The sequence below is a fragment of the Candidatus Pelagibacter sp. Uisw_134_02 genome, from assembly GCF_047720265.1.
GTDB lineage: Bacteria > Pseudomonadota > Alphaproteobacteria > Pelagibacterales > Pelagibacteraceae > Pelagibacter.
Genome location: NZ_CP159813.1, coordinates 96,474 through 117,567 on the forward strand (window position 1 = coordinate 96,474; position 21,094 = coordinate 117,567).

A 21,094-nucleotide genomic window follows, 5' to 3' on the forward strand; every position below is an offset into this window, starting at 1 on the left:
TTATTGGGTAATATTTTCTAGTAAGTTGTGGATATGCAAAATACCAATAGTTTTATTTTTAGGACTGTTTATACACAAACTTGTAATTTTATTTTCATTCATTATTGAAAGCGCCTTGATTGCCAAAGTATCTTTTTCAACATTTATAGGTTTTTTAGTCATAACAGTTTTTACCTGCAAAGAATGCAAACCCTGATTTATTTGTGAAAATCTTCTTATTTGTCCATCTGTAATAATTCCAGTTGTATTTCCTTTAGCATTTCTTACCACTAAAGTTCCTAATTTTTTTGATGTTATAATCTTTAGTGCATTTTTCATTTTAGAATTTTCATTGATAAAAGGAATCTTATTTTTAGTTAACATTATGTCTTCAACAGTTTTAAGTTTTACTCCCAAACTACCCGAAGGGTGATATTTTTTAAAATCTTTTTTGTTTATCTTTTTTTCATTCATTGTTGCAACAGATAAAGCATCTCCAATACACAATTGGTTTATTGTGCTTGATGTTGGCACAATGCCAAGTCCAGCCTCTGTAACTTCTGGTATAAGAAGCTTAATATCTGATGCTTTGTATAATATAGAATTTTTTCTAGACATTATACCAATCAATAAAATTTTATTTCTATTGGCATATTTAATAATATTCTTTAACTCTTCAGTAGAGCCAGAATAACTTATTAAAATTAAAACATCTTTTTTAGAAATACTACCAAGATCACCATGAGAACAATCACTCGCAGAAAGAGAAAATGAAGGAGTTCCAACAGATGAAAGTGTTGCTGAAATTTTAGCTGCTATTAATCCACTCTTACCAACTCCACATAGAATTACTTTAGATTGGCATTTTGATATTGCCTCAACAGCCTTGTTAAAAGAATTATTAATTGAATTTTTTAATTTTTTTAGAGCTTTAATTTCCAGCTCAATTACATTTTTTGCGATTTTTTTATAATCTTTTTTTTTCATTTAATGAGCCCATATATCGTCTTTAAATAAAGCTAAATCAAGGTCAACTCTAGTCTTCACGAATTTTAAACATTCAAAGTATAAATCAATTCGTTTTTCTCTTACAAGAATTTTATTTAGCTCTTCATGAATTTTATGAAGATAAACAACATCGTTTGCACAGTATTTGAGTTGAGCTGGTGATAATTCACCACCAAAATCTGAGCTCTGAAATTGTTTACTAACATCAATGTTTATAAATTCTTTAATTAAAGTTTTAAGAGAATGACTGTCAGAATAAGATCTAGCTAGTTTTGAAGCAATTTTAGTATCTAGAATATTTTTTGTATCTGTTTTTAAATAGTATTTGATGTGAGCTATATCTGCTCTTCCATAATGAAATATTTTTGTTACTGATTCACTTGAAAGAAGTTTATTCAAATTTGGGGCATAGTAGTTTTTTCTATCTAGTTGAACAATATGAGCATCAGAATTACCAGTTGATATTTGAATAAGACACAAAGGATCACGCTTAACATTAAGACCCATAAATTCCCCATCCACCGCTATAATATTGCCTAATTCTAAATCTTCTGGTAGATCATTCTTGTGAAGTTTAATATCAATATTCATTTTTAATTATATATATATGAAAGCAAAAAATTGTCTAATTTTTGGTGGTAGCGGTCAAATAGGTCGGCATTTAATCAGAAAGCTTACTAAAAATAATTACAAAGTAACAGTGGTTACAAGAAATCTGCATCAAAAGGGATATGTAATAAAAACCCAGGCTAATGCTGGCTATATAGATATAGTTGAAGCCAACATATTTGATGAAAATAGAATTAGAAAATTATTTGCTCAAACTGATGTTTGTATTAATTTAATTGGTATTTTGTATGAAAGTGGAAAAGGAAATACTTTTGAAAATATTCACTCTATTTTTCCATCTATTTTATCTAAACTTTGTAAGGAGTATAAGGTTCAGCAGTTTATTCACTTATCTGCTCTTGGTATCAGTAGAGCCATAGATTCCGAATATGCAAAAAGTAAATTAGAAGGTGAGTCAAAGATTCAAAAAAACTTTCCCTTGGCTACAATATTAAGACCATCAGTTGTTTATTCAGTTGATGATAACTTTACTACAAATTTTATGACTTTATTAAGCAAACTTCCATTCTTTCCACTTTATTATAATGGAGCCACTAAATTTACCCCAATTCATTGTTCTGATTTAACAGATATTATTTATTATGTTATTTCTAAAAATATCCAATCTAAAATAATTGAATGTATAGGACCAGACATTATTTCTCTAAAAGAAATTTTAATAAAATTATTAGTATTGATTGGTAAAAGTAGGTTACTCATACCTCTACCTTTGTTTGCTGCAAATCTCTCAGCAAAGTTTTTTCAATTATTTCCAAAGCCATTAATGACAGTAGATCAACTAATACTTTTAAAATACGACAATGTTTTATCAAATAAATATCAAACCAATTCTGATATAGGAGTACCAAGCACAAGGACATTTGATCAAGAAGTTGAAAAATATTGTTATATGTGGAGAGAAGGTGGCCAATTTTCTACAAAAAAATATAGCTCTAATAATTCTTGATAGAAATTTTCATTTTAAAATCATATAACTTTTTTAGGATAATTAATATTATTTATGTTTTGGTATTTTTAATTTTATTATTTTTAATTTATTTAATTATAAAATCACTAATTATAGGCCTAGAAGAAAAAAATAAAAAAAAGAAATTTAAAAAATTATATTATATTAGGCAGTATTAATTTTTTTCTCAATATATTGTGAGGCTTCTTCTTTGTCGTTAGTTATATCTTCTTTTTTCCCTTTTGGCTGGTACGCATAAAGTAAATGAAGTTTGCAATATGAAAAATCTTTTAATGAAGATCTTCCACAGAAGTAAAAAGTTTCTTCTTCTGGATGTCCAACAGGCCATTTACAAGAGCTTTCATCTAATTCTTCTAATTTTTTTGGATTTTCTGGCTCAAAATCTTTCTCAATAATTAACGATTGAAACTTACTTTTTCTACTTCTTTTATGTTTTGAATTATTCGCTTCAGAGTTGTTATTAAAATCTTGACTAGTTGAAGCGTTTCGAGTTTTAATTTTTGATGACAAATTTAATCTATGTGCTTTTCCAATAACTGCATTTCTGCTTATACCACCAATTATTTCAGCAATTTGACTTGCTGTGTTTCCTTTTCCCCAGAGTTCTTTTAATTTTGCAACTTTTTCTTCGTTCCAGCTCATGATCTATATTTTGTGTGTTAATTAATATTAATAACTATATACAGATCACACAAGTAAAAAAAAAAAACAATAACTATTTTTGTTTTGTACACAACCTTTTTAAAATTTTATATATGATTACTCATGGTTGAATTGAATAAAAAATATCAAATAAACGTAAAAAGATTTGGTTTTATAAACTGGATTGGATTTAAAAGTTTATGGTTTAAAGAGTGCAATAGGTTTATTGCAGTTTGGCAACAAACATTACTATCTCCACTTGTATCAAGTTTATTATTTTTATCAGTTTTATCCTTGGCTTTAGGAAATAATAGGGGAGATGTTCTTGGTTTTTCCTTTATGAGTTTTTTAGCACCAGGTTTAATTGCAATGAGTATTTTAACTCAATCATTTAGTCATTCTGTGTCATCACTCATGATAGGAAAAATTCAAGGAAATATTGTTGATATGCTTTATGCTCCTTTATCAGCACTTGAAGTTACAATGGCAATAATATTAGCAGCTCTCACAAGAAGTTTTTTAATTGCAATAATTTCAATAGGTGTTTTTTCAATTTTTGTCGACATCCCATTAAATAATATTTTATTTATTTTTATTTTTGGTTTTTTAAGCGCTTTTATATTAGGAAGCTTAGGTTTTATTGCTGGACTTTGGGCTGAAAAATTTGATCACACTGCAACCGTCACCAACTTTGTTATTACGCCATTAAGTTTTTTATCTGGAGTATTTTATTCTATTGATAAACTCCCTAATTTTTTTCAAATTATTAGCAATATCAATCCATTCTTTTATATGATTGATGGATTTAGATATGGGTTTTTAGGAAAGTCAGATGGGTCAATAAGCGTAGGATTAATTTATTTATCAGCTTTAAGTATAGTAACGTGGTGTTTGGCTTTTCTTCTTTACAAAAAGGGTTATAAAATAAAGTCTTAAGATATGAGCGCTTTAGCAAAAAATTACAATAGAAGAAAAATTTCGTTTAAATATGGGAAAGGAAGCTTTCTTTATTCAACTAATGGCAAAAAATATTTAGATTTTGTTCAAGGAATTGCAGTAAACTCTTTAGGACACGCTAATCAACACCTGGTAAAAGCAATCAACAAACAATCAAAAAAACTTTGGCATGTCTCAAATGCATTTATAATTCCTGAAGGTGAAAAGTTAGCGAAAAGACTGGCTAAAAAAACTTTTGCAGATTATATTATTTTTCAAAATAGTGGAACAGAAGCAACAGAAGCAGCAATTAAAGTTGCAAGAAGATATTTTTATTCAATAGGACAGCCAAAAAAAAATAGGATTCTCTGTGTTAAAAATTCATTTCATGGAAGAACATTAGCTGCAATTTATGCTAGTGGGTCAAAAAAAATGATAGAGGGGTTTGGGCCGAAAGTAGATGGATTCGATCACTTTGAATTTGGTGATCATAAGTCATTAAAAAGATCTATAACAAACAAAACAGCTGCGATTATGGTCGAGACGATTATGGGAGAAGGTGGAATTAAAGTTATTCCAGATTGGTGCCTAAAAGGATTAAGAAAAATTTGTAATGAGAAGAAAATTTTACTAATTTTGGATGAAGTTCAAAGTGGAATAGGTAGATCTGGAAATTTTTTTGCCTTTGAAAATTCAAATGTTAAACCTGATATTGTTCCAATAGCAAAAGGTATTGGAGGTGGTTTTCCACTTGGCGCAGTTTTAATGAATAAAAGAGTGGCATCTGGAATGACAGCTGGAACTCATGGTTCAACATTTGGGGGAAATCCATTAGCAATGTCTGTTGGAAATGCAGTTTTAGATCAAATATTTCAAAAAGGATTTCTTACTAATGTAAAAAAAATATCAAAATACTTTCATTCTGAGTTAAACAAATTAAAAATTGAGTTTCCACAGATTATTAAAGAAGTAAGAGGTGTTGGTTTATTAATTGGACTACAGTTACACAATGATCAAACAAAATTTATTCAAAAACTAATAGATAATAATTTATTGACAATCAGAGCTGCTGAGAATGTTATAAGAATACTGCCTCCACTTAATGTTAAAAAACAAGAAATAGATATAGCTATAAAAATTATTAAAAAAGTTTGTTTAATTCACAAATAAGATGAACCATTTTATTACATTAAAGGATATACCATCAAAAGATCTTAGAAAAATTGTAAATAATGCAAAGAAGAGAAAAAATAAAAGAAAAAATTTTAATACTCTTGATATTGATAAAGACAATCCTTTAAAAGGAAAACTACTTATTCAAATGTTTGAAAAAGCAAGCTTAAGAACAAGATTAAGTTTTTACCTTGCAATAAAACAATTGGGAGGAGGAACTATAACACTTAAAGCAAATGAACTGCACCTTGGAAAAGGAGGTGAAAGTTTAGCCGATACAGCTAGAATTTTATCAACTTACGGTGATGCTTTTATGTTAAGAACAGATAGTGACAAAAAAATAGATGAATTTAGTAAATATTTAACAATACCTATTATCAATGGGTTAAGCCCATCATCACACCCAACACAAGTTTTATCAGATATTCTTACAGTTGAAGAAATTAAAAAAAAATCTATTTCAAAATTAAATATTTGTTGGATTGGAGACACAAACAATGTTCTCAATAGTTTGATAGCTGCATCAGTTAAGTTTTCTTTTAGATTAAATATTGGTTGCCCTAAAAATTATAAACCAAAAAAATTTGTACTTGATTGGGTAAAAAAAAATAAAGGAAAAATCAATATTTATAATGATGCCAAAAAAGCAGTAAAAAATGCTGATGTTATTTTTTCAGATAAAGTTATCTCATTAAATGATAAAGCTAATAAATCTAAAAAAATTAAAGATTTTAAAAATTTTCAAATTAATTCTAAATTAATGAGTTTTGCAAAAAGAGACACAACTTTTTTGCACTGCTTGCCAAGAGGAACAGAGGTCTCAAGTAAAGTTTTTTTAGGAAAAAATTCAAAAGTATGGTTACAGGCACTTAATAGAGTACATGTTCAAAAAAGTATTTTGTTATATTGTTTTGGTAAATTAAGGTAGTAGCTTAGGACTATCACTGTTCTGATTTAGGTATTTTATTATAGACGCTCTGTCTTTCTCTTTTCTCAAACCAGCATAAGACATTTTAGTTCCTTTTAAATAGGTGGCAGGTTTTTGTAAAAATCCATTTAACTCTTCAAATGTCCAATCTTTATCGTATGAAGCTAAAGTTTTAGAGTATTTATAATCATCCACTCCACCAACAGCTCTGCCAACAACATTGTATAATGCTGGACCGATTTTGTTTTTACCACCTTTATTTATTGAGTGACATGCTGCACATTTTTTAAAAATTTTTTCCCCACTAGCCACATCACCTAGTGACATAATTGCAGCGATATCAACTTTTTCAACTATTTCAGCTGCTTGAGATGTATTTGAAGTTAATTGGCTTTCAACTTCAACTTGATATCCTGGGTTTTTGGGTTTGTTTACATGAAAAACGCCATCGGCAATTTTTCCCAAACCAATTACAAGTAGTGCAACCATTAAAATTGCAGCAATAATTTTATTTACTTCGAACGAATCCATTTAATTATAATTATTTTGGACATATAACATGATAATTAAAAAAATACTTAATTTTTAATTTTATAATTTCGCGTCTGTTAGACGCATAAAGTTGGTAATTTTATAATGACAAAAACACTAATATTAATACCATCAAGAATGGCAGCGACCAGGCTTCCAGGCAAACCACTTCTAAAAATTAATAATTTATCGATTATTTCTCATGTCTTTAAAAGAGCAGAAGAAGCTAACATTGGTGAAGTTGTGGTTGCAACTGATGATCAGGAGATATTAAAAGATGTTCTAAAAAATAATGGTAAAGCAATTTTAACAAATAAAAACCATAAAACAGGCACAGATAGAATTTTTGAAGCTTATGAAAAGCTGAATATTAAAAATATTGATTACATATTAAATTTACAAGGAGATGAACCTAATATTGATAAAGATGATATTATTAATTTAAACAATTTTATGATTAATCAACAAGTTGAATTGGGTACATTAGCAGCAAAGATACAAGATGATAAAATGTTGAATAACAAAAATGTAGTTAAGGTTATCACAAATAAAAAATTAGAAAAAAATAATTTTCCAACAGCATTAAATTTTACTAGAGATAATTTGTCAACAGAAAGTCAAAATATTTATCATCATATTGGTATTTATTTATACAAAGTAAGTACATTAAAAAAGTTTGTTAGTTTGAATCAAACAAATAATGAAAAAATAAATAAATTAGAACAATTGAGAGCATTAGATAACAAATTAAAAATCAATGTAGCTCTCGCAAAGTCCTCTCCTATAGGTGTTGATACTGAAGAAGATTATCTGGCTATAAAAAAAATTATGGAATATAAAACATAAAATGAGCAAAATTTATATTCAAGGAACCTTTGGGGCATATTCACATTTAGCAGCACTTGAAATTGAACCTGATGCAGAAATTGTTCCATGTAAAACTTTTGATGAATGTTTTTTAAGAGCCTCATCTGAGAATGATTCAAAAATAGTTATACCAGAAGCAAATAGAATTACAGGCAATATAGGAATAGAATATCTAATTTTTAAATATAGATTAAATATTTACACAGAACATTTTCAAAAAATTGAACATAATTTACTTGGACAACTAGGAGCTAGCTTGAAAGATATTAAAGATGTTTTTTCACATACCCAAGGTCTGTCTCAATGCTCTAATTTTATTAAAAAAAATAGTTTAAAAGAGCATGTTAGAGCTGATACTGCCGGTTCTGCTGAAGCAATATCAAAAAATAAAATTAAAAGTGAGGCAGCTATTGCTTCTTCATTAAGTGCAAAAATTTATAAACTTAAAATACTTGCAGCCAATATTGAAAATGAAAAAGGTAATGTAACAAGATTTTTAGTTATGGGAAAAAAAGTAGTACAACCAGAATTTTTAGATAAAAAATATATAACATCTTTTTTGTTTAAATTAAAAAGCAAACCCGCAGCGCTTTATCAATCCCTGGGAGGTTTTGCGATTAATGGTGTTAATCTTACAAAACTTCAGAGCTATCCTGAACAAAATTCATTTGAATCATACTTTTTCTTGTGTGATTTAGATGGCCACATAGAAGATTCTAAAGTTCAAAAATCTCTCGAGGAATTAGGACTTCATTGCCAAGATTTTCACGTGTTAGGTGTTTTTGAGGCTGATAAATTTAGAGAAAAATAATCTAGAAACTTTTCTTGTAGATTAGAAAACATTACTGTTATAATAGTGTTGGAGGCTAGAGGTGAATGCTGCTTGAACCCGACCAGATCTTAACGGAAGCAATCGTAGAGACAGTTTTTTCAGGTTCTAGTCTCCTAATAAAAATGAATAGAAATACAAAAGTTTTAGCTTTAAAATATAGACCTCAAACATTTGAGGATCTCATAGGTCAAGATGTAGTTGCTGAAACAATATCTAATTCGATTAAAGCAAATAAAGTACCTAATGCTTATCTTTTCACTGGAATTAGAGGTATTGGAAAAACTACCACGGCAAGAATAGTTGCTAAATCTTTAAATTGTTTAAATGGCATTGATAATCTTTGCAAAGATGATCTTTGTGAAAATTGTATAGCTATTTCAAATTCAAATCATATTGATGTATTGGAAATGGATGCAGCAAGCAAAACTGGTGTAGACGATATAAGAGACCTTATTGAATTTTCCAGATATGGTCCAACTACAGCTAAATATAAAATATTTATTATTGATGAAGTTCATATGCTTAGTAAGCAGGCATTTAATGCATTGCTAAAAACTTTAGAAGAGCCACCAGAATATTTAAAATTTATTTTTGCAACCACAGAAATAAAAAAAATTCCAATAACTGTTGTTTCTCGATGTCAAAGATTTGATTTATCAAGGATTAAATCTTTAGAATTGTTTAATTTCATAAAAAAAATTAAGGACAAAGAAAATGGCAATGCATCTGATGATGCACTTAAACTAATTGTTAAGATTTCTGAGGGGTCAGTTAGGGACGCTTTATCATTACTAGATAGAGCATTACTTACATTAGATAAGCATAAAGAGTTAGATTTAATTTCTGTACAAAAAATATTTGGTTACTTTGACAAATCTCAATTAATAAATTTATTTGAGCTTATATTTAAAGGTAAAGAAACAGAAGTTTTAAATACTTATAGAGAGATATATAACCAAGGAGTTGAACCTAAGATTTTTATAAATGATTTTTTAGAACTTTTATATTATTTTAAAAATATAGAGTCATTAAATATAGATGGTACAAATTTTTCTTTAAATGATGAGGAGTTTAATAGAATTAAATCAATTTCTGAAAAAATTGATAATGAAACTTTAATATTATTTTGGCAGTTTACTATTAAGGTGTTAGAGGAGCTTGACATTGTTTCTAATCAACATCTATCAATGGAAATGTTTTTAATTAGATTAATTCATCTGAAAAGTATCAAGAATACATCCGATACAATTTATGAAGGTTCACAACACACAAATGAAGGTGCTTTCCAAACATCTCTTTCACAAAAAAAAGATGATGAAGACTTATTGGGAATAAAAAATACAGCCGAAACAATTGGTCAGATGAAAAATATTGTCCAAGAGAAGAATGTAAAACTGAAAGACAATAAAAAAGCTGAAGCACAGAGTAATGTTATAAATTCTTTTGATGATTTACTAGAAGTGTGTTCTTTTAGAAAAGAAATCAAACTAAAGTATGAATTAGAAAAAAATGTCAACCTTGTAAGTTTCGAAGATCAAAGAATTGAAATTTCATTTAATGAAGATTTAGATAAAGATTTTATTAAAGATTTATCTTTAAAGCTTTATGAATGGACGAATAATAGATGGATAATAACACTTAGTAAAACCAAAGGTCAGCCATCAAAAAAAGAAAAGGAAGTAAACTTAAAAAAAGAGTTAATAGATAATGTAAAAAATTCTTTAATTTATCAGAATATTTTAGATAAATTTCCAGATGCCGAACTAGTTGATGTTAATCCCAATGAAAGAGAAAATAAGAATGACTGATTTTACAAAAATTTTAGATAAGGCTAAAGAATTAGAATTAAAGATGAAAGAGAGTCAGGAGAAAATTAAGAATATCCAAGTTGAAGGAACATCGGGCTCCAACTCTATAAAAGTTACGTTAAATGGAGAAAATGAAATGATTAAAATAAATTTATCAGATGAAGTGATGAAAGAAGATAAGGTTATAATTGAGGACTTAATAGTAGCAGCTCACAATAATGCAAAATCTGAATTAAAATCAAAAACATCTGAAGAAATCTCAAAGTCTACTAGTGGATTTGGTATTCCCGGTTTTAAATGGCCACTTTAATTAGATGCAAAATATTAATGAAATAGAAGAGTTAATTAAATTAATTGCAAAACTCCCCGGTCTAGGACCAAAATCTGCAAAAAGAATTGTATTAAAGCTTATTAACAACAGGGATGAGTTAGTTAAGCCAATGGCTAACACACTTGCTCAAGTTTATAAAAACGTTATTAGATGTCAGTTTTGTGGTACTTTAAAATCTAATTCTTTAGGTTGTAATAACTGTGAAAACACAAAAGAGAAATATAACAAAATATGTGTAGTTGAAGATATTGCAGACCAGTGGTCAATAGAAAATTCAAATATTTTCAAAGGATACTTTCACATTCTTGGTGGAACAATTTCATCTTATGGTCAAAGAAAAGAAGATCTTTTAATCAATTCATTGGTTGAAAGAGTTATTAAAGAAAATATTGAAGAAGTTATTTTAGCAACAAGTGCAACTGTTGAAGGTCAAACTACAGCTTACTATATCCAAGATAGTCTTAAAAAAACAAATGCAAAAATTACAAAACTTGCACAAGGCTTGCCCGTTGGTGGTGAAATAGAAAGTTTAGATGATGGAACTTTATATTCAGCTTTTAAAAACAGAACTGGAATTAAAACGTATTCTGATTAGTTTTTCTTAATTAGCCTATTTAAATGTAATAAAGGTTCTGTATATCCAGAAGGTTGAGACCTACCATGAAATACTAAATCACATGCTGCTTTGAAAGCTATTGACTTATCAAAATTTGGAGACATATTTTGATATAATTTGTCACTATTATTTTGTTTGTCAACAATTTTTGCCATTTTTTTCATAATTTCTAAGACTTGTTTACTTGTGCAAATTCCATGATGTATCCAATTAGCTATGTGTTGAGAAGAAATTCTTAAAGTGGCTCTATCCTCCATTAATCCAACGTTATTAATATCTGGTACTTTAGAGCAACCCACTCCTTGATCAATCCATCTCACCACATAACCTAGAAGTGTTTGTGCAGAGTTAGAAATTTCAGAATTAATTTCTTCAATAGACCAATTAGGTCTGTCAGCTACAGGTATTGTTAAAAGATCATCTAATTTTGCTGGTACTCTTTTTTGTAATTCTTTTTGTTTTTCAAAAATATTTATTTCATGATAGTGAAGTGCATGAAGTGCAGCTGCAGTAGGCGAAGGAACCCAAGCACAATTTGCACCAGCTTTTAGATGTGCAGTTTTTTGTTCCATCATTTCTTTCATTTTGTCTGGCATAGCCCACATTCCTTTACCAATTTGGGCCTTACCAGAAAATCCACATTGAAGACCTACATCAACATTATTATTTTCATATGCCCCAATCCATTTAGAAGATTTCATATCTCCTTTTTTAATCATAGGGCCAGCTTCCATTGAGGTGTGCATTTCATCACCAGTTCGATCTAAAAATCCAGTATTGATAAAAAATACCCTATTTTGAAGAGTTCTAATACATTCTTTTAAGTTAGCAGAAGTTCTTCTTTCTTCGTCCATAATACCAATTTTACATGTATATTTTTCTAATTCTAAAACTTCCTCAACTTTAGTGAAAATTAAATCTGTAAATGAGGTTTCATCGGGACCATGCATTTTAGGTTTAACAATATAAATAGACCCACTTCTGGAATTACCTCTTTTGTTTAAATCATGAAGACATGCGGCAGAAGTTATAAAAGCATCCATAATACCTTCTGGTATTTCAGAACCATCTTTTAAAGTTATTGCTGGGTTAGTCATAAGGTGTCCAACATTTCTTACAAGTAATAAACTTCTTCCATGTAATTTTAATCCTTTTCCATCTTTAGAAACATAGCTCCTGTCAGGATTTAATTTGCGTTCATAAGTTTTTCCATTTTTTTCAAATGTTGATTTTAAATTTCCTTTCATTAAGCCAAGCCAATTGCGGTAACAAATAACTTTGTCATCTGCATCAACAGCAGCAACACTATCTTCGTTATCACAAATAGTAGAAATTGCTGCTTCAATTATAATGTCACTAATTTTAGCAGAATCTTGTTGTGCGCTAAAAGCATTTGCATCTATAATAATTTCTATATGCAAGTTATTATTTTTTAAAATTATTGCAGAAGGATCATTGGCCTCTCCTCTATGACCAATAAATTTAGCTTTATTTTTTAGCGATGTCTCAATATTATCTTTTAATACTATTAGAGACCCATCATTAATTTTAAACCCTGTAATGTTACTCCATTCTAAACTTTCTAGAGGAAAATATTTTTTCAAAAAATCTCTTCCATATTTTATGACCATCTCCCCTCTCAGGGGATCATATCTTTGAGAAGCACTGTCTTCAGATTGCTCAACTACGTCTGTGCCATATAAACTGTCATATAAACTCATCCATCTTGCGTTAGCAGCATTCAATGCATATCTCTCATTCATGATGGGAACTACTAATTGTGGCCCAGCAATGCTAGTGATTTCTTCATCAACATTACTTGTTTTAATTTTAAAATCAGAGCCAACTTCTTTTAGATAGTTAATTTCTTTTAAAAATTTTTTATATTTTTCTAGATTAATTTCATTACCTTTATTCTTAGTATGCCAATCATCTATTTTTTTTTGTAAATCTTCTCTCACTTTTAATAGGTTTTTATTTTTTGGAGCCAATTCATGAACTGCTCTATCAAAACCTTTCCAAAATTTTTCTGAAGAGATATTTGTATTTTTAAGAAGCTCTTCATCAATAAAGTTAAGTAGTTTGTTGGAAACTGATAGGTTGTTTATTTTTGTATATTGTTCTTTCATAGCACCCGTTTTACCCCATCTGTATTTTTGCCTGAGAGTTTTGCTCCTTCGGCGAGATTAAATCTCTTTCCAGAGTGTTATGTTTATCCTCGGTCCTTTTGCCTGAGAGTTTCCGGGGTGGTTGCTCCTTCGGCGCTAATATGATTAGTCTCTCCCGATATGAAAGAAGACTACTGCTTAATAGAATTAAGTCAAATATTAAATAATTAAAACATTTTATTGCCTTTTTTGCTAATTAATTAATAATTAAATTATTTATATGAAAAATTATTTAAATTTTGAAACTGATATTAAAGATTTAGAGGTTGAAATAGAAAAACTAAAAGATCCATATAATCAAGATGGACTTTCAGAAGTAGATACAAAAAAAATTTCAGAGTCCCAAGCAGAGATAGACAATAAACTTAAAGAAATTTATTCTAATCTTGATCCATGGCAAATTACATTAGTTGCAAGGCATGAGGATAGGCCTAAAGCAAAGTTTTTTATTGATAATTTATTCAAAGATTTTATCCCGTTATCTGGTGATAGATGCTATGGCGAAGATAAATCAGTTTTAGCTGGATTTGCTAAATTTAATGAAAAATCAGTTTTAGTTATAGGTCAAGAAAAAGGAGATAGTCTTGAAACTAGAATTGAAAGAAATTTTGGGATGATGAGACCTGAGGGGTATAGAAAAACTATTAGATTAATGAAGCTTGCAAACAAATTTAATATTCCAATAATTTCTTTTATAGATACCCCAGGGGCATACCCTGGTGTTGGGGCTGAAGAAAGAGGCCAAGCAGAGGCAATTGCAAAATCTATAGAATGTTGCATGTCATTAAATGTTCCAACACTTGCAATTATAATTGGAGAAGGTGGTTCAGGTGGAGCAATAGCACTAGCATCATCTAATAAAGTTATTATGTTAGAAAATGCAATTTACTCAGTTATATCTCCAGAGGGGTGTGCTACAATTTTATGGAGAGACCCTAAAAGAACACTCGAAGCAGCAAAAGCCATGAAGTTATCATCTAAGGAACTCTTAGAGCTAAAGGTAATTGATGAAATTATTCCAGAACCAGTTGGTGGGGCTCATAGAGATAAAGATTTGATTCTAGATAATGTTAGAAAATCAATTGATGATAATTTAAATGAATTTTACAATATGAGTGGAGAAGAAATCTTCAATCATAGAAAAAATAAATTTTTAACCATCGGAAGAGTTAAAGGGTTTGTTAGTCAATTAGATGACTTGAGCTCTTTAAGTTTAAAAAAGAGCCAAGTTAATATATTCATTGGAAAATTTTTTGAGTCCAAAATTAATTTAGTGACTTCTATTATTGTAATAGCTTTATTGTCTTATTTGATATTTTTTTTATAGAGCTCCACAACATTTTTTATATTTCTTACCAGAACCACAAAAGCAAGGTTCATTTCTACTCATTTTTTTCCCAATATATTTTGGATCGATCACAGGTGGTTTATAAATTTCTTTTTCTTGAGAAGTCTCTTGTACTATTTTTAAATTGATTAAAATTGTAATAAAATCAATTTTTAGTTTATTTAATAAATTTTCAAAAAGATAAAAAGCTTCTTTTTTGTATTCAACTAATGGATCTCTTTGACCATAAGATCTGAGACCAATTACTTGCCTTAACTGTTCAAGGTACTGAATATGTGACTTCCAATTTAAATCAATGCATTGAAGTAAAATTCTTTTTTCAATTTCTTTTGCTTTTTCTTTATCTAATATTTTAATTCTTTCATTTCTAGCTTCTAAAAATTTAGAATTAATTTTTTCCTTAAAACTTATATTATTTGAATTAGTCAGGTTTTGAAATTCATTTTCATTAACACTTTTTCCAAGTAAAATTTTTAATTGATTATTGAATTCATTATTTTTGGTTTTTGATATCGTCTGAGTTTTTAAGCCAGTTAAATGATTTATAATTTCTAATAAAAATCCATCAGAATAATCAAAAGTTTCTTTGCTACTCATGACGTTATTCCTTTGAGAAAATATTACGTGTCTCTGGTCATTTAAAACATCATCAAATTTAAGTAAATTTTTTCTTATATCAAAATTTCTTGCCTCAACTTTTTGTTGAGCCCTTTCAAGTGCCTTATTAATCCAGGGATGGTCAATGCTCTCTCCATCTTTTAACCCAAGTTTTTGAAGTATATTATTCATAGATTCTGAACCAAAAATTCTCATCAGATCATCTTCTAAGCTAACATAAAAAATTGAACTTCCTTCATCCCCTTGACGACCAGCACGTCCTCTTGCTTGGTTATCAACCCTTCTTGACTCCATCCTTTCAGTTCCAATCACATACAATCCACCTAATGATTTTATTTTATTCTTATTAACTGAGAGCTCTTCATCAGGTTGACTGCCTCTTTTCCCACCAAGTTGTATGTCAACTCCTCTCCCTGAAATACTTGTTGTAATTATTACTGAGTTAATTTTTCCTGCATTTGCAATGATTTCAGCTTCATTTTCATGATTTTTTGCATTTAAAACAACATGCTTTATTTTCTCATTACTTAATAGTTTTGAATAAATTTCAGATTTGTTAATACTCGAAGTAAAAACTAAAATTGGTTGCCCTTGTTTGTGACATTCAATAACTTTTTTGATTATAGCTATATTTTTTTCTTCTTCAGTTCTGAAAATTTGATCATTCCAGTCCTTTCTAATCATCTGTTTATTGGTAGGAATTATAACAACAATTAAATTGTATATTTCATAAAATTCTTGAGACTCGGTTGCAGCAGTTCCTGTACATCCAGAAATCTTATCATAAAGTTTAAAATAATTTTGATATGTTATAGATGCAAGAGTTTGGTTTTCAGCCTGTATGTCTATTCTTTCTTTCGCCTCTAGAGCTTGATGAAGTCCATCCCCAAACCTTCTTCCCTCTAAGATTCTTCCAGTAAGTTCATCAATAATTTTTAATGTTTCATCTTTAACTATATAATCCTTTCCTTTTTCAAAAAGGTGATTAGCTCTCAATGATTGATTTACGTGATGAACTAAGCTTAAGTTTTCAGGATCATAAAAATTATTATTTTTTAAGATTCCCGCATTAGTAAATATTTTTTCTATATTATTTATACCTTCATTTGTAAGTAAAATATTTTTATCTTTTTCATCAATTTCATAATGCTCAGGAGTTAGTTTTGTAACTAATTTATCAATTGCAAGATATTGTTCCGTTTTATCTTCAGCAGCTCCAGAAATTACCAATGGAGTTCTAGCCTCATCAATTAAACAAGAATCTATTTCATCTACAATGGTATAAGCATGGCCTCTTTGAACCATTTGTTCATTAGAGAGCTTCATATTATCTCTTAGATAGTCAAACCCTAGCTCACTATTAGTTGCGTATGTAATATCAAAACTATAGTTTTTTTTTCTTTCATAATCATCTTGATCATTATTTATATAACCAGAGGTTAATCCTAAAAATTTATAAATTTCCCCCATCTCTATAGAATCTCTTTTGGCTAAATAGTCATTGACTGTAACAATATGAACACCCTTATCAAGTAAAGCATTTAAATAGGCAGCTAAACTTATGGTAAGGGTTTTTCCTTCACCAGTTCTCATTTCTGCAATTTTTCCTTCATGAAGAACAACACCACCTATTATTTGAACGTCATAATGTCTCTCATTTCTAGTTCTTTTTGAGGCTTCTCTTACAAGTGCAAAAGCTTCAGGCAATAAATCATCAATGCTTTTTCCTTCACCAAGTTTTTTTTTGAGTTCTATTGTTTTTTTAGGAAAATCTTCATTAGTAAATTCTTTAATTACAGCCTCATATGAATTGACTTGATCAACAATTTTATTAATTCTATCAAGTTCTTTTTGGTTGCTTGATTTAATGAATTTAGAAAGGAAATTTAAAGGATTAAGCATTTCATTTTTTTGATATATAGTTAGTTATAACTTTTAATATAAGTATTAAATAAATATTTTAAATAGCATGGTAATAAACCTTAAAAACTTTATAGAGTCCCATTCTTCAAAGATAAAAATGAATGACTTTCAGGATTTAGAGCATATTGATGGTATTTCAATATCTACAGTTTGTGCAAATTTATATAAAACAGCAAGAGATGATTTGGTTATGTTTTACTTTAGAGACGGAGTAAATTATGCTTCTGTTTACACAAAATCAAAAATAGTTTCAGAAAATATTAAATGGAATTTAAATGTCAAAAACAAGCAAATAAAAGCTCTTATTGTTAATACCAGAAATGCGAATGCTTTTACTGGTCCTTTGGGGTATAGGGGCCTAAAAGAGATTGCAGATGAAGCTTCACTATTGCTTTCAAAGAAGCAAATAGAAGATGAAGATAATCCAAAAAAAATTCAAGCAAATGAAATCATTTTTGGATGTACGGGTACTATTGGAGAAAAATATCCTACTGAAAAAATAAAAAAAAGCATTCCAAACTTAATCAATAAAATAAAGTATACACAAAATAAGCTGATTTGGATTAAAGCAGCAATGGGAATTATTACAACCGATACAAAGCCAAAAATTTCGATGGAAGAGTGCGAAATTGGTACAAAAAAAATAAAAATATATGGGATAGCCAAAGGTTCAGGAATGATTTTTCCAAATATGGCAACAACTTTAGGTTATATTTTTACAGACGCAGCTCTTTCAAACGAAATTTTAAGTAAATTACTTAAAAAAAATATTGAAACAACATTTAATGCAATTAGTTGTGATGGAGACACAAGCACTAACGATATGGTTTCAATTTTTTCAACAGGTAAAGCAAAGAATACAACTATAAATAATGTTAATGATAAAAAAATTACTAGTTTTGATAATGCTTTACATTCTGTATTATTGAACTTATCAAAAAGAATAGTTGATGATGGAGAGGGTGCCAGTAAATTCATAACAATTGATGTTACTAAAGCTAAAACAGAAAGTGATGCAAAAAAAATTGCTTTTTCTATTGCCAATTCTCCTTTGGTAAAAACTGCAATCGCAGGTAACGATCCTAATTGGGGAAGAATTATAATGGCTATAGGTAAAACTGATGTAGATATTAGTATTAATAAATTATCAATTAAATTGGGGGATATAAAAATTATTGAAAAAGGTCAATTGTCTAAATTATATATAGAAGATGATGCCATTGTTTACATGAAAGAGTCAAAAAAAATTGATATAACTGTTGAGCTAAACATAGGTAAAAAAAATTTTAGAGCATATACCATGGATCTTACAAAAAAATATATCGAGATTAACACTGATTATAGAACTTAATTTATAATCAAATATGATTAAATATAAACTTATATGTAAAGATTGTGAAATGACCTTTGATAGTTGGTTTTCCTCATCCAAAGAGTATGAAAAATTAAAAAAAAAAAAATTTCTTAACTGTCATACTTGCAATTCACTAAACATTGAAAAAACTTTAATGTCACCGAACATATTAACACTTAATAATAATTTTAAAAATAATAAAGAAATTCAAAAATATAAAGAAACAAAAAAATTAATATCAAAATATCAACAATTTATCAAAAAAAACTTTAACTATGTTGGAGAAAATTTTGCTTATGAAGCTAGGTCACTTTATTATAAAGACAAAAAAAGTAAAAAAGGTATTTATGGAATGGCAACAAAAAAAGATATCAAAGAATTAAAAGAAGAGGGAATAAAGACAGCAATTATTCCCTGGATAAAAGATATTACTAATTAATTTTTTTAAATTTAGTGATATAATTAACGGAAGTATCATCGCAAACTTCCCAACTATTGTCTAGTATATTGAATTTCATTCCATCTATTTTTTCCAAATATAAACTATTTTTTTTTGAAATTTTTATCAATTCATCAGGTTTAACAAATTTTTCCCAGTCATGAGTTCCAATTGGTAGCCACTTTAATATATATTCAGCTCCTATGATTGCAAAAGCATAAGACTTTAGAGTTTTATTTAAAGTTGCGACAAACATAATTCCATTTTTTTTTAAAAGTTTAACACTTTCTTTAATAAAAAAATCTATATTTTCAACATGCTCAATTATTTCCATGTTTAAAATTACATCAAATTTCATTTTAGTTTTTAATTTTTCTGGCGATGCAACCTTGTAGTTTATTTTAAGCTTACTTTTTTTTGAATGCAATTTTGCTATTCTAATATTTTTTACTGAAGCGTCAATTCCGACTACATTGGCGCCCAGTCTACACATTGGCTCAGATAATAATCCTCCACCACAACCAATATCTAAAAGGTTAATTTTTTTTAGTGGTGTTCTTGAGGGTTTAATCTTGAAATCTTTAATTATGTTTTCTTTTATATATTTAATTCTTATGGGATTAAAATTATGCAAAGGTTTAAATTTCCCATTAGGATTCCACCATTCTTCAGCAATTTTAGAAAATTTTTCTATTTCTTTTTTATTTATTGATTTCATAATAGATAACTTGTGGACATAACAATTAAGTTGTAATTTATCAATATTAATTAAACAAAATTATCAATGAAAACTGTAGTATTAAAATTTGGTGGAACTTCTGTAGGAAATATAGATAGAATTAAGCGTGTAGCTAAAATTATAGCTACTTATAAAAAAAAGAAATTTGGTGTAATTGTAGTTTCTTCAGCAATGAGTGGAATAACGAATCAATTGATTAAACAAACAAAAGAATTAAGTAAAAACTTTGATGCAGCTGAATATGACGTTTTATTGTCCACTGGTGAGCAAGCATCTTGTGCATTAATTGCAGGCAGATTAAAACATCTTGGATTTAAGGCCAGATCTTGGATGTCTTGGCAGATACCAATCATTACTGAAGGCTCATATAGTTCATCTAGAATTAACAAGATTAATAAAAATAAAATATCTAATTTTATGAAATCAGGAGGGATACCAATTATCACGGGCTTTCAAGGTATTAATTCAGAAAATAGAGTTACCACATTAGGTAGGGGAGGAACTGATGCTTCAGCAATAATGTTAGCAAAATTTTTTAATGCAGATACTTGTGACATTTTCACGGACGTTGATGGCGTGTACACTACAGATCCAAAAAATCATTTAAAAGCAAAAAAAATTGATAAAATTTCTTATGATGAAATGTTAGAAATGGCATCTCTTGGAGCAAAAGTTATGCAACCAGCATCAGTGCAAGATGCCAAATTAAACAATATAAGCTTTTCAGTTAAATCTTCATTTAAAAAAATAAAAGGTACTTTAATAACAAATAATAAAAAAGCTTTCAGTGATCAAATTATAACAGGAATTACCTCAACAAAAAATGATGCTAAAATTACAATAATTGGTGTTAAGGATAAACCTGGGGTAGCAGCGTCTATCTTTAAACCGCTATCACTTAATCAAATAAATGTAGATATGGTGGTACAAAATATTTCATTAAATAGCAAAGAAACAGACTTAACTTTCACTATTAAATCAGAGGATTTAAAAAAAACTGAGAAAACTATAAAACAAAACAAAAAAATTTCATTTAGAAAGTTTACATATGATAGTAATGTCTCTAAAGTATCAATTATAGGTGTTGGAATGATTACAACACCTGGAATTACTTATAGAATGTTTCAAGCATTAGCATCAAAAAAAATTAATATTATGGTTATTTCAACTTCTGAAATAAAAATTTCAGTTTTAATATCTAACAAGTATGTAAAAAAAGCTATAGCCACTCTTCATAAAGAATTTAAATTAGACTAA

At 28.4% G+C, this 21,094-nt stretch carries 20 protein-coding genes and 1 riboswitch; of the genes, 13 read left to right on the plus strand and 7 right to left on the minus strand.

The genetic code is table 11. From position 1 onward, the window contains the following. Positions 1-966, minus strand: coding sequence for a KpsF/GutQ family sugar-phosphate isomerase (locus ABXT56_RS00505; protein WP_415300271.1), 966 nt, complete (start codon positions 964-966; stop codon positions 1-3). Continuing rightward, positions 967-1,578 (minus strand): ribonuclease D, encoded by a 612-nt coding sequence (locus tag ABXT56_RS00510; protein ID WP_415300273.1) that lies wholly within the window; start codon positions 1,576-1,578, stop codon positions 967-969. A 16-nt stretch (positions 1,579-1,594) separates the two neighbouring features. Here ABXT56_RS00510 and ABXT56_RS00515 point away from each other — a divergent pair, with 16 nt between their 5' ends. Beyond that, positions 1,595-2,563 carry a complex I NDUFA9 subunit family protein gene (locus ABXT56_RS00515; RefSeq protein WP_415300275.1) on the plus strand — a complete coding sequence of 323 codons (969 nt, stop codon included), beginning with the start codon at positions 1,595-1,597 and terminating at the stop codon, positions 2,561-2,563. Between the two features lie 165 nt (positions 2,564-2,728). Here ABXT56_RS00515 and ABXT56_RS00520 read toward each other — a convergent pair whose 3' ends face one another. After that, positions 2,729-3,226, minus strand: coding sequence for a GcrA family cell cycle regulator (locus ABXT56_RS00520; RefSeq protein ID WP_415300277.1), 498 nt, complete (start codon positions 3,224-3,226; stop codon positions 2,729-2,731). Between the two features lie 123 nt (positions 3,227-3,349). Between ABXT56_RS00520 and ABXT56_RS00525 the strand changes: the two genes are divergently transcribed. Genes ABXT56_RS00525 through argF form a run of 3 tightly spaced genes read left to right on the plus strand, consistent with a single transcriptional unit; the run spans position 3,350 to position 6,263 of the window. Then, positions 3,350-4,162, plus strand: a complete 813-nt coding sequence (locus ABXT56_RS00525) for an ABC transporter permease (protein WP_415300279.1) — start codon at positions 3,350-3,352, stop codon at positions 4,160-4,162. 3 nt (positions 4,163-4,165) lie between these two features. Further along, the gene (locus tag ABXT56_RS00530) at positions 4,166-5,332 is read left to right on the plus strand and encodes an aspartate aminotransferase family protein (RefSeq protein ID WP_415300281.1); all 1,167 of its coding nucleotides are present in this window, start codon (positions 4,166-4,168) and stop codon (positions 5,330-5,332) included. A gap of 1 nt (position 5,333) precedes the next feature. Further along, a complete protein-coding gene (gene argF / locus ABXT56_RS00535) occupies positions 5,334-6,263 on the plus strand; it encodes an ornithine carbamoyltransferase (RefSeq protein ID WP_415300283.1) in 930 nt (309 codons plus the stop codon). Here the strand turns inward: argF and ABXT56_RS00540 are convergent. After that, on the minus strand, positions 6,255-6,794 hold the full coding sequence (locus ABXT56_RS00540) for a c-type cytochrome (RefSeq protein WP_415300285.1): 540 nt from the start codon (positions 6,792-6,794) through the stop codon (positions 6,255-6,257). The two genes, argF and ABXT56_RS00540, sit on opposite strands and share 9 nt — an antisense overlap. A 105-nt stretch (positions 6,795-6,899) precedes the next feature. On the opposite strand from ABXT56_RS00540, the gene kdsB reads away from it, so the two are divergent. The 5 genes from kdsB (at position 6,900) to recR (ending at position 11,227) form a co-directional block, all read left to right on the plus strand. Beyond that, positions 6,900-7,640 carry a 3-deoxy-manno-octulosonate cytidylyltransferase gene (gene kdsB, locus ABXT56_RS00545; RefSeq protein WP_415300286.1) on the plus strand — a complete coding sequence of 247 codons (741 nt, stop codon included), beginning with the start codon at positions 6,900-6,902 and terminating at the stop codon, positions 7,638-7,640. Position 7,641: 1 nt separating this feature from the next. Next, complete coding sequence (locus tag ABXT56_RS00550) at positions 7,642-8,472, plus strand: prephenate dehydratase domain-containing protein (RefSeq protein ID WP_415300288.1); 831 nt, start codon at positions 7,642-7,644, stop codon at positions 8,470-8,472. A gap of 65 nt (positions 8,473-8,537) precedes the next feature. Continuing rightward, positions 8,538-10,301: a DNA polymerase III subunit gamma/tau gene (gene dnaX, locus ABXT56_RS00555; RefSeq protein ID WP_415300289.1), complete on the plus strand. Its 1,764-nt coding sequence runs from the start codon at positions 8,538-8,540 to the stop codon at positions 10,299-10,301. After that, positions 10,294-10,611 carry a YbaB/EbfC family nucleoid-associated protein gene (locus ABXT56_RS00560; RefSeq protein ID WP_415300291.1) on the plus strand — a complete coding sequence of 106 codons (318 nt, stop codon included), beginning with the start codon at positions 10,294-10,296 and terminating at the stop codon, positions 10,609-10,611. Before dnaX ends, ABXT56_RS00560 begins: the two co-directional genes overlap by 8 nt. Before the next feature lie 4 nt (positions 10,612-10,615). Then, entirely contained in the window at positions 10,616-11,227 is a 612-nt protein-coding gene (recR, locus tag ABXT56_RS00565; protein WP_415300293.1) for a recombination mediator RecR, read from the plus strand. On the opposite strand, the gene ABXT56_RS00570 is transcribed toward recR, so the two are convergent. Then, positions 11,224-13,377: a malate synthase G gene (locus ABXT56_RS00570; protein WP_415300294.1), complete on the minus strand. Its 2,154-nt coding sequence runs from the start codon at positions 13,375-13,377 to the stop codon at positions 11,224-11,226. The two genes, recR and ABXT56_RS00570, sit on opposite strands and share 4 nt — an antisense overlap. An 80-nt stretch (positions 13,378-13,457) precedes the next feature. Beyond that, positions 13,458-13,544: riboswitch (glycine riboswitch) on the minus strand. A gap of 92 nt (positions 13,545-13,636) precedes the next feature. Here ABXT56_RS00570 and ABXT56_RS00575 point away from each other — a divergent pair. Continuing rightward, complete coding sequence (locus ABXT56_RS00575) at positions 13,637-14,743, plus strand: acetyl-CoA carboxylase carboxyltransferase subunit alpha (RefSeq protein ID WP_415300295.1); 1,107 nt, start codon at positions 13,637-13,639, stop codon at positions 14,741-14,743. On the opposite strand, the gene secA is transcribed toward ABXT56_RS00575, so the two are convergent. After that, a complete protein-coding gene (secA, locus tag ABXT56_RS00580; protein WP_415300297.1) occupies positions 14,738-17,284 on the minus strand; it encodes a preprotein translocase subunit SecA in 2,547 nt (848 codons plus the stop codon). The two genes, ABXT56_RS00575 and secA, sit on opposite strands and share 6 nt — an antisense overlap. A gap of 67 nt (positions 17,285-17,351) precedes the next feature. On the opposite strand from secA, the gene argJ reads away from it, so the two are divergent. Both argJ and ABXT56_RS00590 read left to right on the plus strand, forming a co-directional pair. Further along, entirely contained in the window at positions 17,352-18,656 is a 1,305-nt protein-coding gene (gene argJ, locus ABXT56_RS00585) for a bifunctional glutamate N-acetyltransferase/amino-acid acetyltransferase ArgJ (RefSeq protein WP_415300299.1), read from the plus strand. Between the two features lie 13 nt (positions 18,657-18,669). After that, the gene (locus tag ABXT56_RS00590; protein ID WP_415300301.1) at positions 18,670-19,098 is read left to right on the plus strand and encodes a DUF1178 family protein; all 429 of its coding nucleotides are present in this window, start codon (positions 18,670-18,672) and stop codon (positions 19,096-19,098) included. On the opposite strand, the gene ubiG is transcribed toward ABXT56_RS00590, so the two are convergent. Beyond that, positions 19,091-19,816 carry a bifunctional 2-polyprenyl-6-hydroxyphenol methylase/3-demethylubiquinol 3-O-methyltransferase UbiG gene (gene ubiG / locus ABXT56_RS00595; protein ID WP_415300303.1) on the minus strand — a complete coding sequence of 242 codons (726 nt, stop codon included), beginning with the start codon at positions 19,814-19,816 and terminating at the stop codon, positions 19,091-19,093. The two genes, ABXT56_RS00590 and ubiG, sit on opposite strands and share 8 nt — an antisense overlap. Before the next feature lie 66 nt (positions 19,817-19,882). Here ubiG and ABXT56_RS00600 point away from each other — a divergent pair, with 66 nt between their 5' ends. Then, positions 19,883-21,094, plus strand: a complete 1,212-nt coding sequence (locus ABXT56_RS00600) for an aspartate kinase (protein WP_415300305.1) — start codon at positions 19,883-19,885, stop codon at positions 21,092-21,094.

Excerpts from the sequence above, each read along its gene's own strand:
- ABXT56_RS00505 (WP_415300271.1), bottom strand. The coding sequence starts at position 966 with ATGAAAAAAAAAGATTATAAAAAAATCGCAAAAAATGTAATTGAGCTG.
- ABXT56_RS00510 (WP_415300273.1), bottom strand. The coding sequence starts at position 1,578 with ATGAATATTGATATTAAACTTCACAAGAATGATCTACCAGAAGATTTA.
- ABXT56_RS00515 (WP_415300275.1), top strand. The coding sequence starts at position 1,595 with ATGAAAGCAAAAAATTGTCTAATTTTTGGTGGTAGCGGTCAAATAGGT.
- ABXT56_RS00520 (WP_415300277.1), bottom strand. The coding sequence starts at position 3,226 with ATGAGCTGGAACGAAGAAAAAGTTGCAAAATTAAAAGAACTCTGGGGA.
- ABXT56_RS00525 (WP_415300279.1), top strand. The coding sequence starts at position 3,350 with ATGGTTGAATTGAATAAAAAATATCAAATAAACGTAAAAAGATTTGGT.
- ABXT56_RS00530 (WP_415300281.1), top strand. The coding sequence starts at position 4,166 with ATGAGCGCTTTAGCAAAAAATTACAATAGAAGAAAAATTTCGTTTAAA.
- argF (WP_415300283.1), top strand. The coding sequence starts at position 5,334 with ATGAACCATTTTATTACATTAAAGGATATACCATCAAAAGATCTTAGA.
- ABXT56_RS00540 (WP_415300285.1), bottom strand. The coding sequence starts at position 6,794 with ATGGATTCGTTCGAAGTAAATAAAATTATTGCTGCAATTTTAATGGTT.
- kdsB (WP_415300286.1), top strand. The coding sequence starts at position 6,900 with ATGACAAAAACACTAATATTAATACCATCAAGAATGGCAGCGACCAGG.
- ABXT56_RS00550 (WP_415300288.1), top strand. The coding sequence starts at position 7,642 with ATGAGCAAAATTTATATTCAAGGAACCTTTGGGGCATATTCACATTTA.
- dnaX (WP_415300289.1), top strand. The coding sequence starts at position 8,538 with ATGCTGCTTGAACCCGACCAGATCTTAACGGAAGCAATCGTAGAGACA.
- ABXT56_RS00560 (WP_415300291.1), top strand. The coding sequence starts at position 10,294 with ATGACTGATTTTACAAAAATTTTAGATAAGGCTAAAGAATTAGAATTA.
- recR (WP_415300293.1), top strand. The coding sequence starts at position 10,616 with ATGCAAAATATTAATGAAATAGAAGAGTTAATTAAATTAATTGCAAAA.
- ABXT56_RS00570 (WP_415300294.1), bottom strand. The coding sequence starts at position 13,377 with ATGAAAGAACAATATACAAAAATAAACAACCTATCAGTTTCCAACAAA.
- ABXT56_RS00575 (WP_415300295.1), top strand. The coding sequence starts at position 13,637 with ATGAAAAATTATTTAAATTTTGAAACTGATATTAAAGATTTAGAGGTT.
- secA (WP_415300297.1), bottom strand. The coding sequence starts at position 17,284 with ATGCTTAATCCTTTAAATTTCCTTTCTAAATTCATTAAATCAAGCAAC.
- argJ (WP_415300299.1), top strand. The coding sequence starts at position 17,352 with ATGGTAATAAACCTTAAAAACTTTATAGAGTCCCATTCTTCAAAGATA.
- ABXT56_RS00590 (WP_415300301.1), top strand. The coding sequence starts at position 18,670 with ATGATTAAATATAAACTTATATGTAAAGATTGTGAAATGACCTTTGAT.
- ubiG (WP_415300303.1), bottom strand. The coding sequence starts at position 19,816 with ATGAAATCAATAAATAAAAAAGAAATAGAAAAATTTTCTAAAATTGCT.
- ABXT56_RS00600 (WP_415300305.1), top strand. The coding sequence starts at position 19,883 with ATGAAAACTGTAGTATTAAAATTTGGTGGAACTTCTGTAGGAAATATA.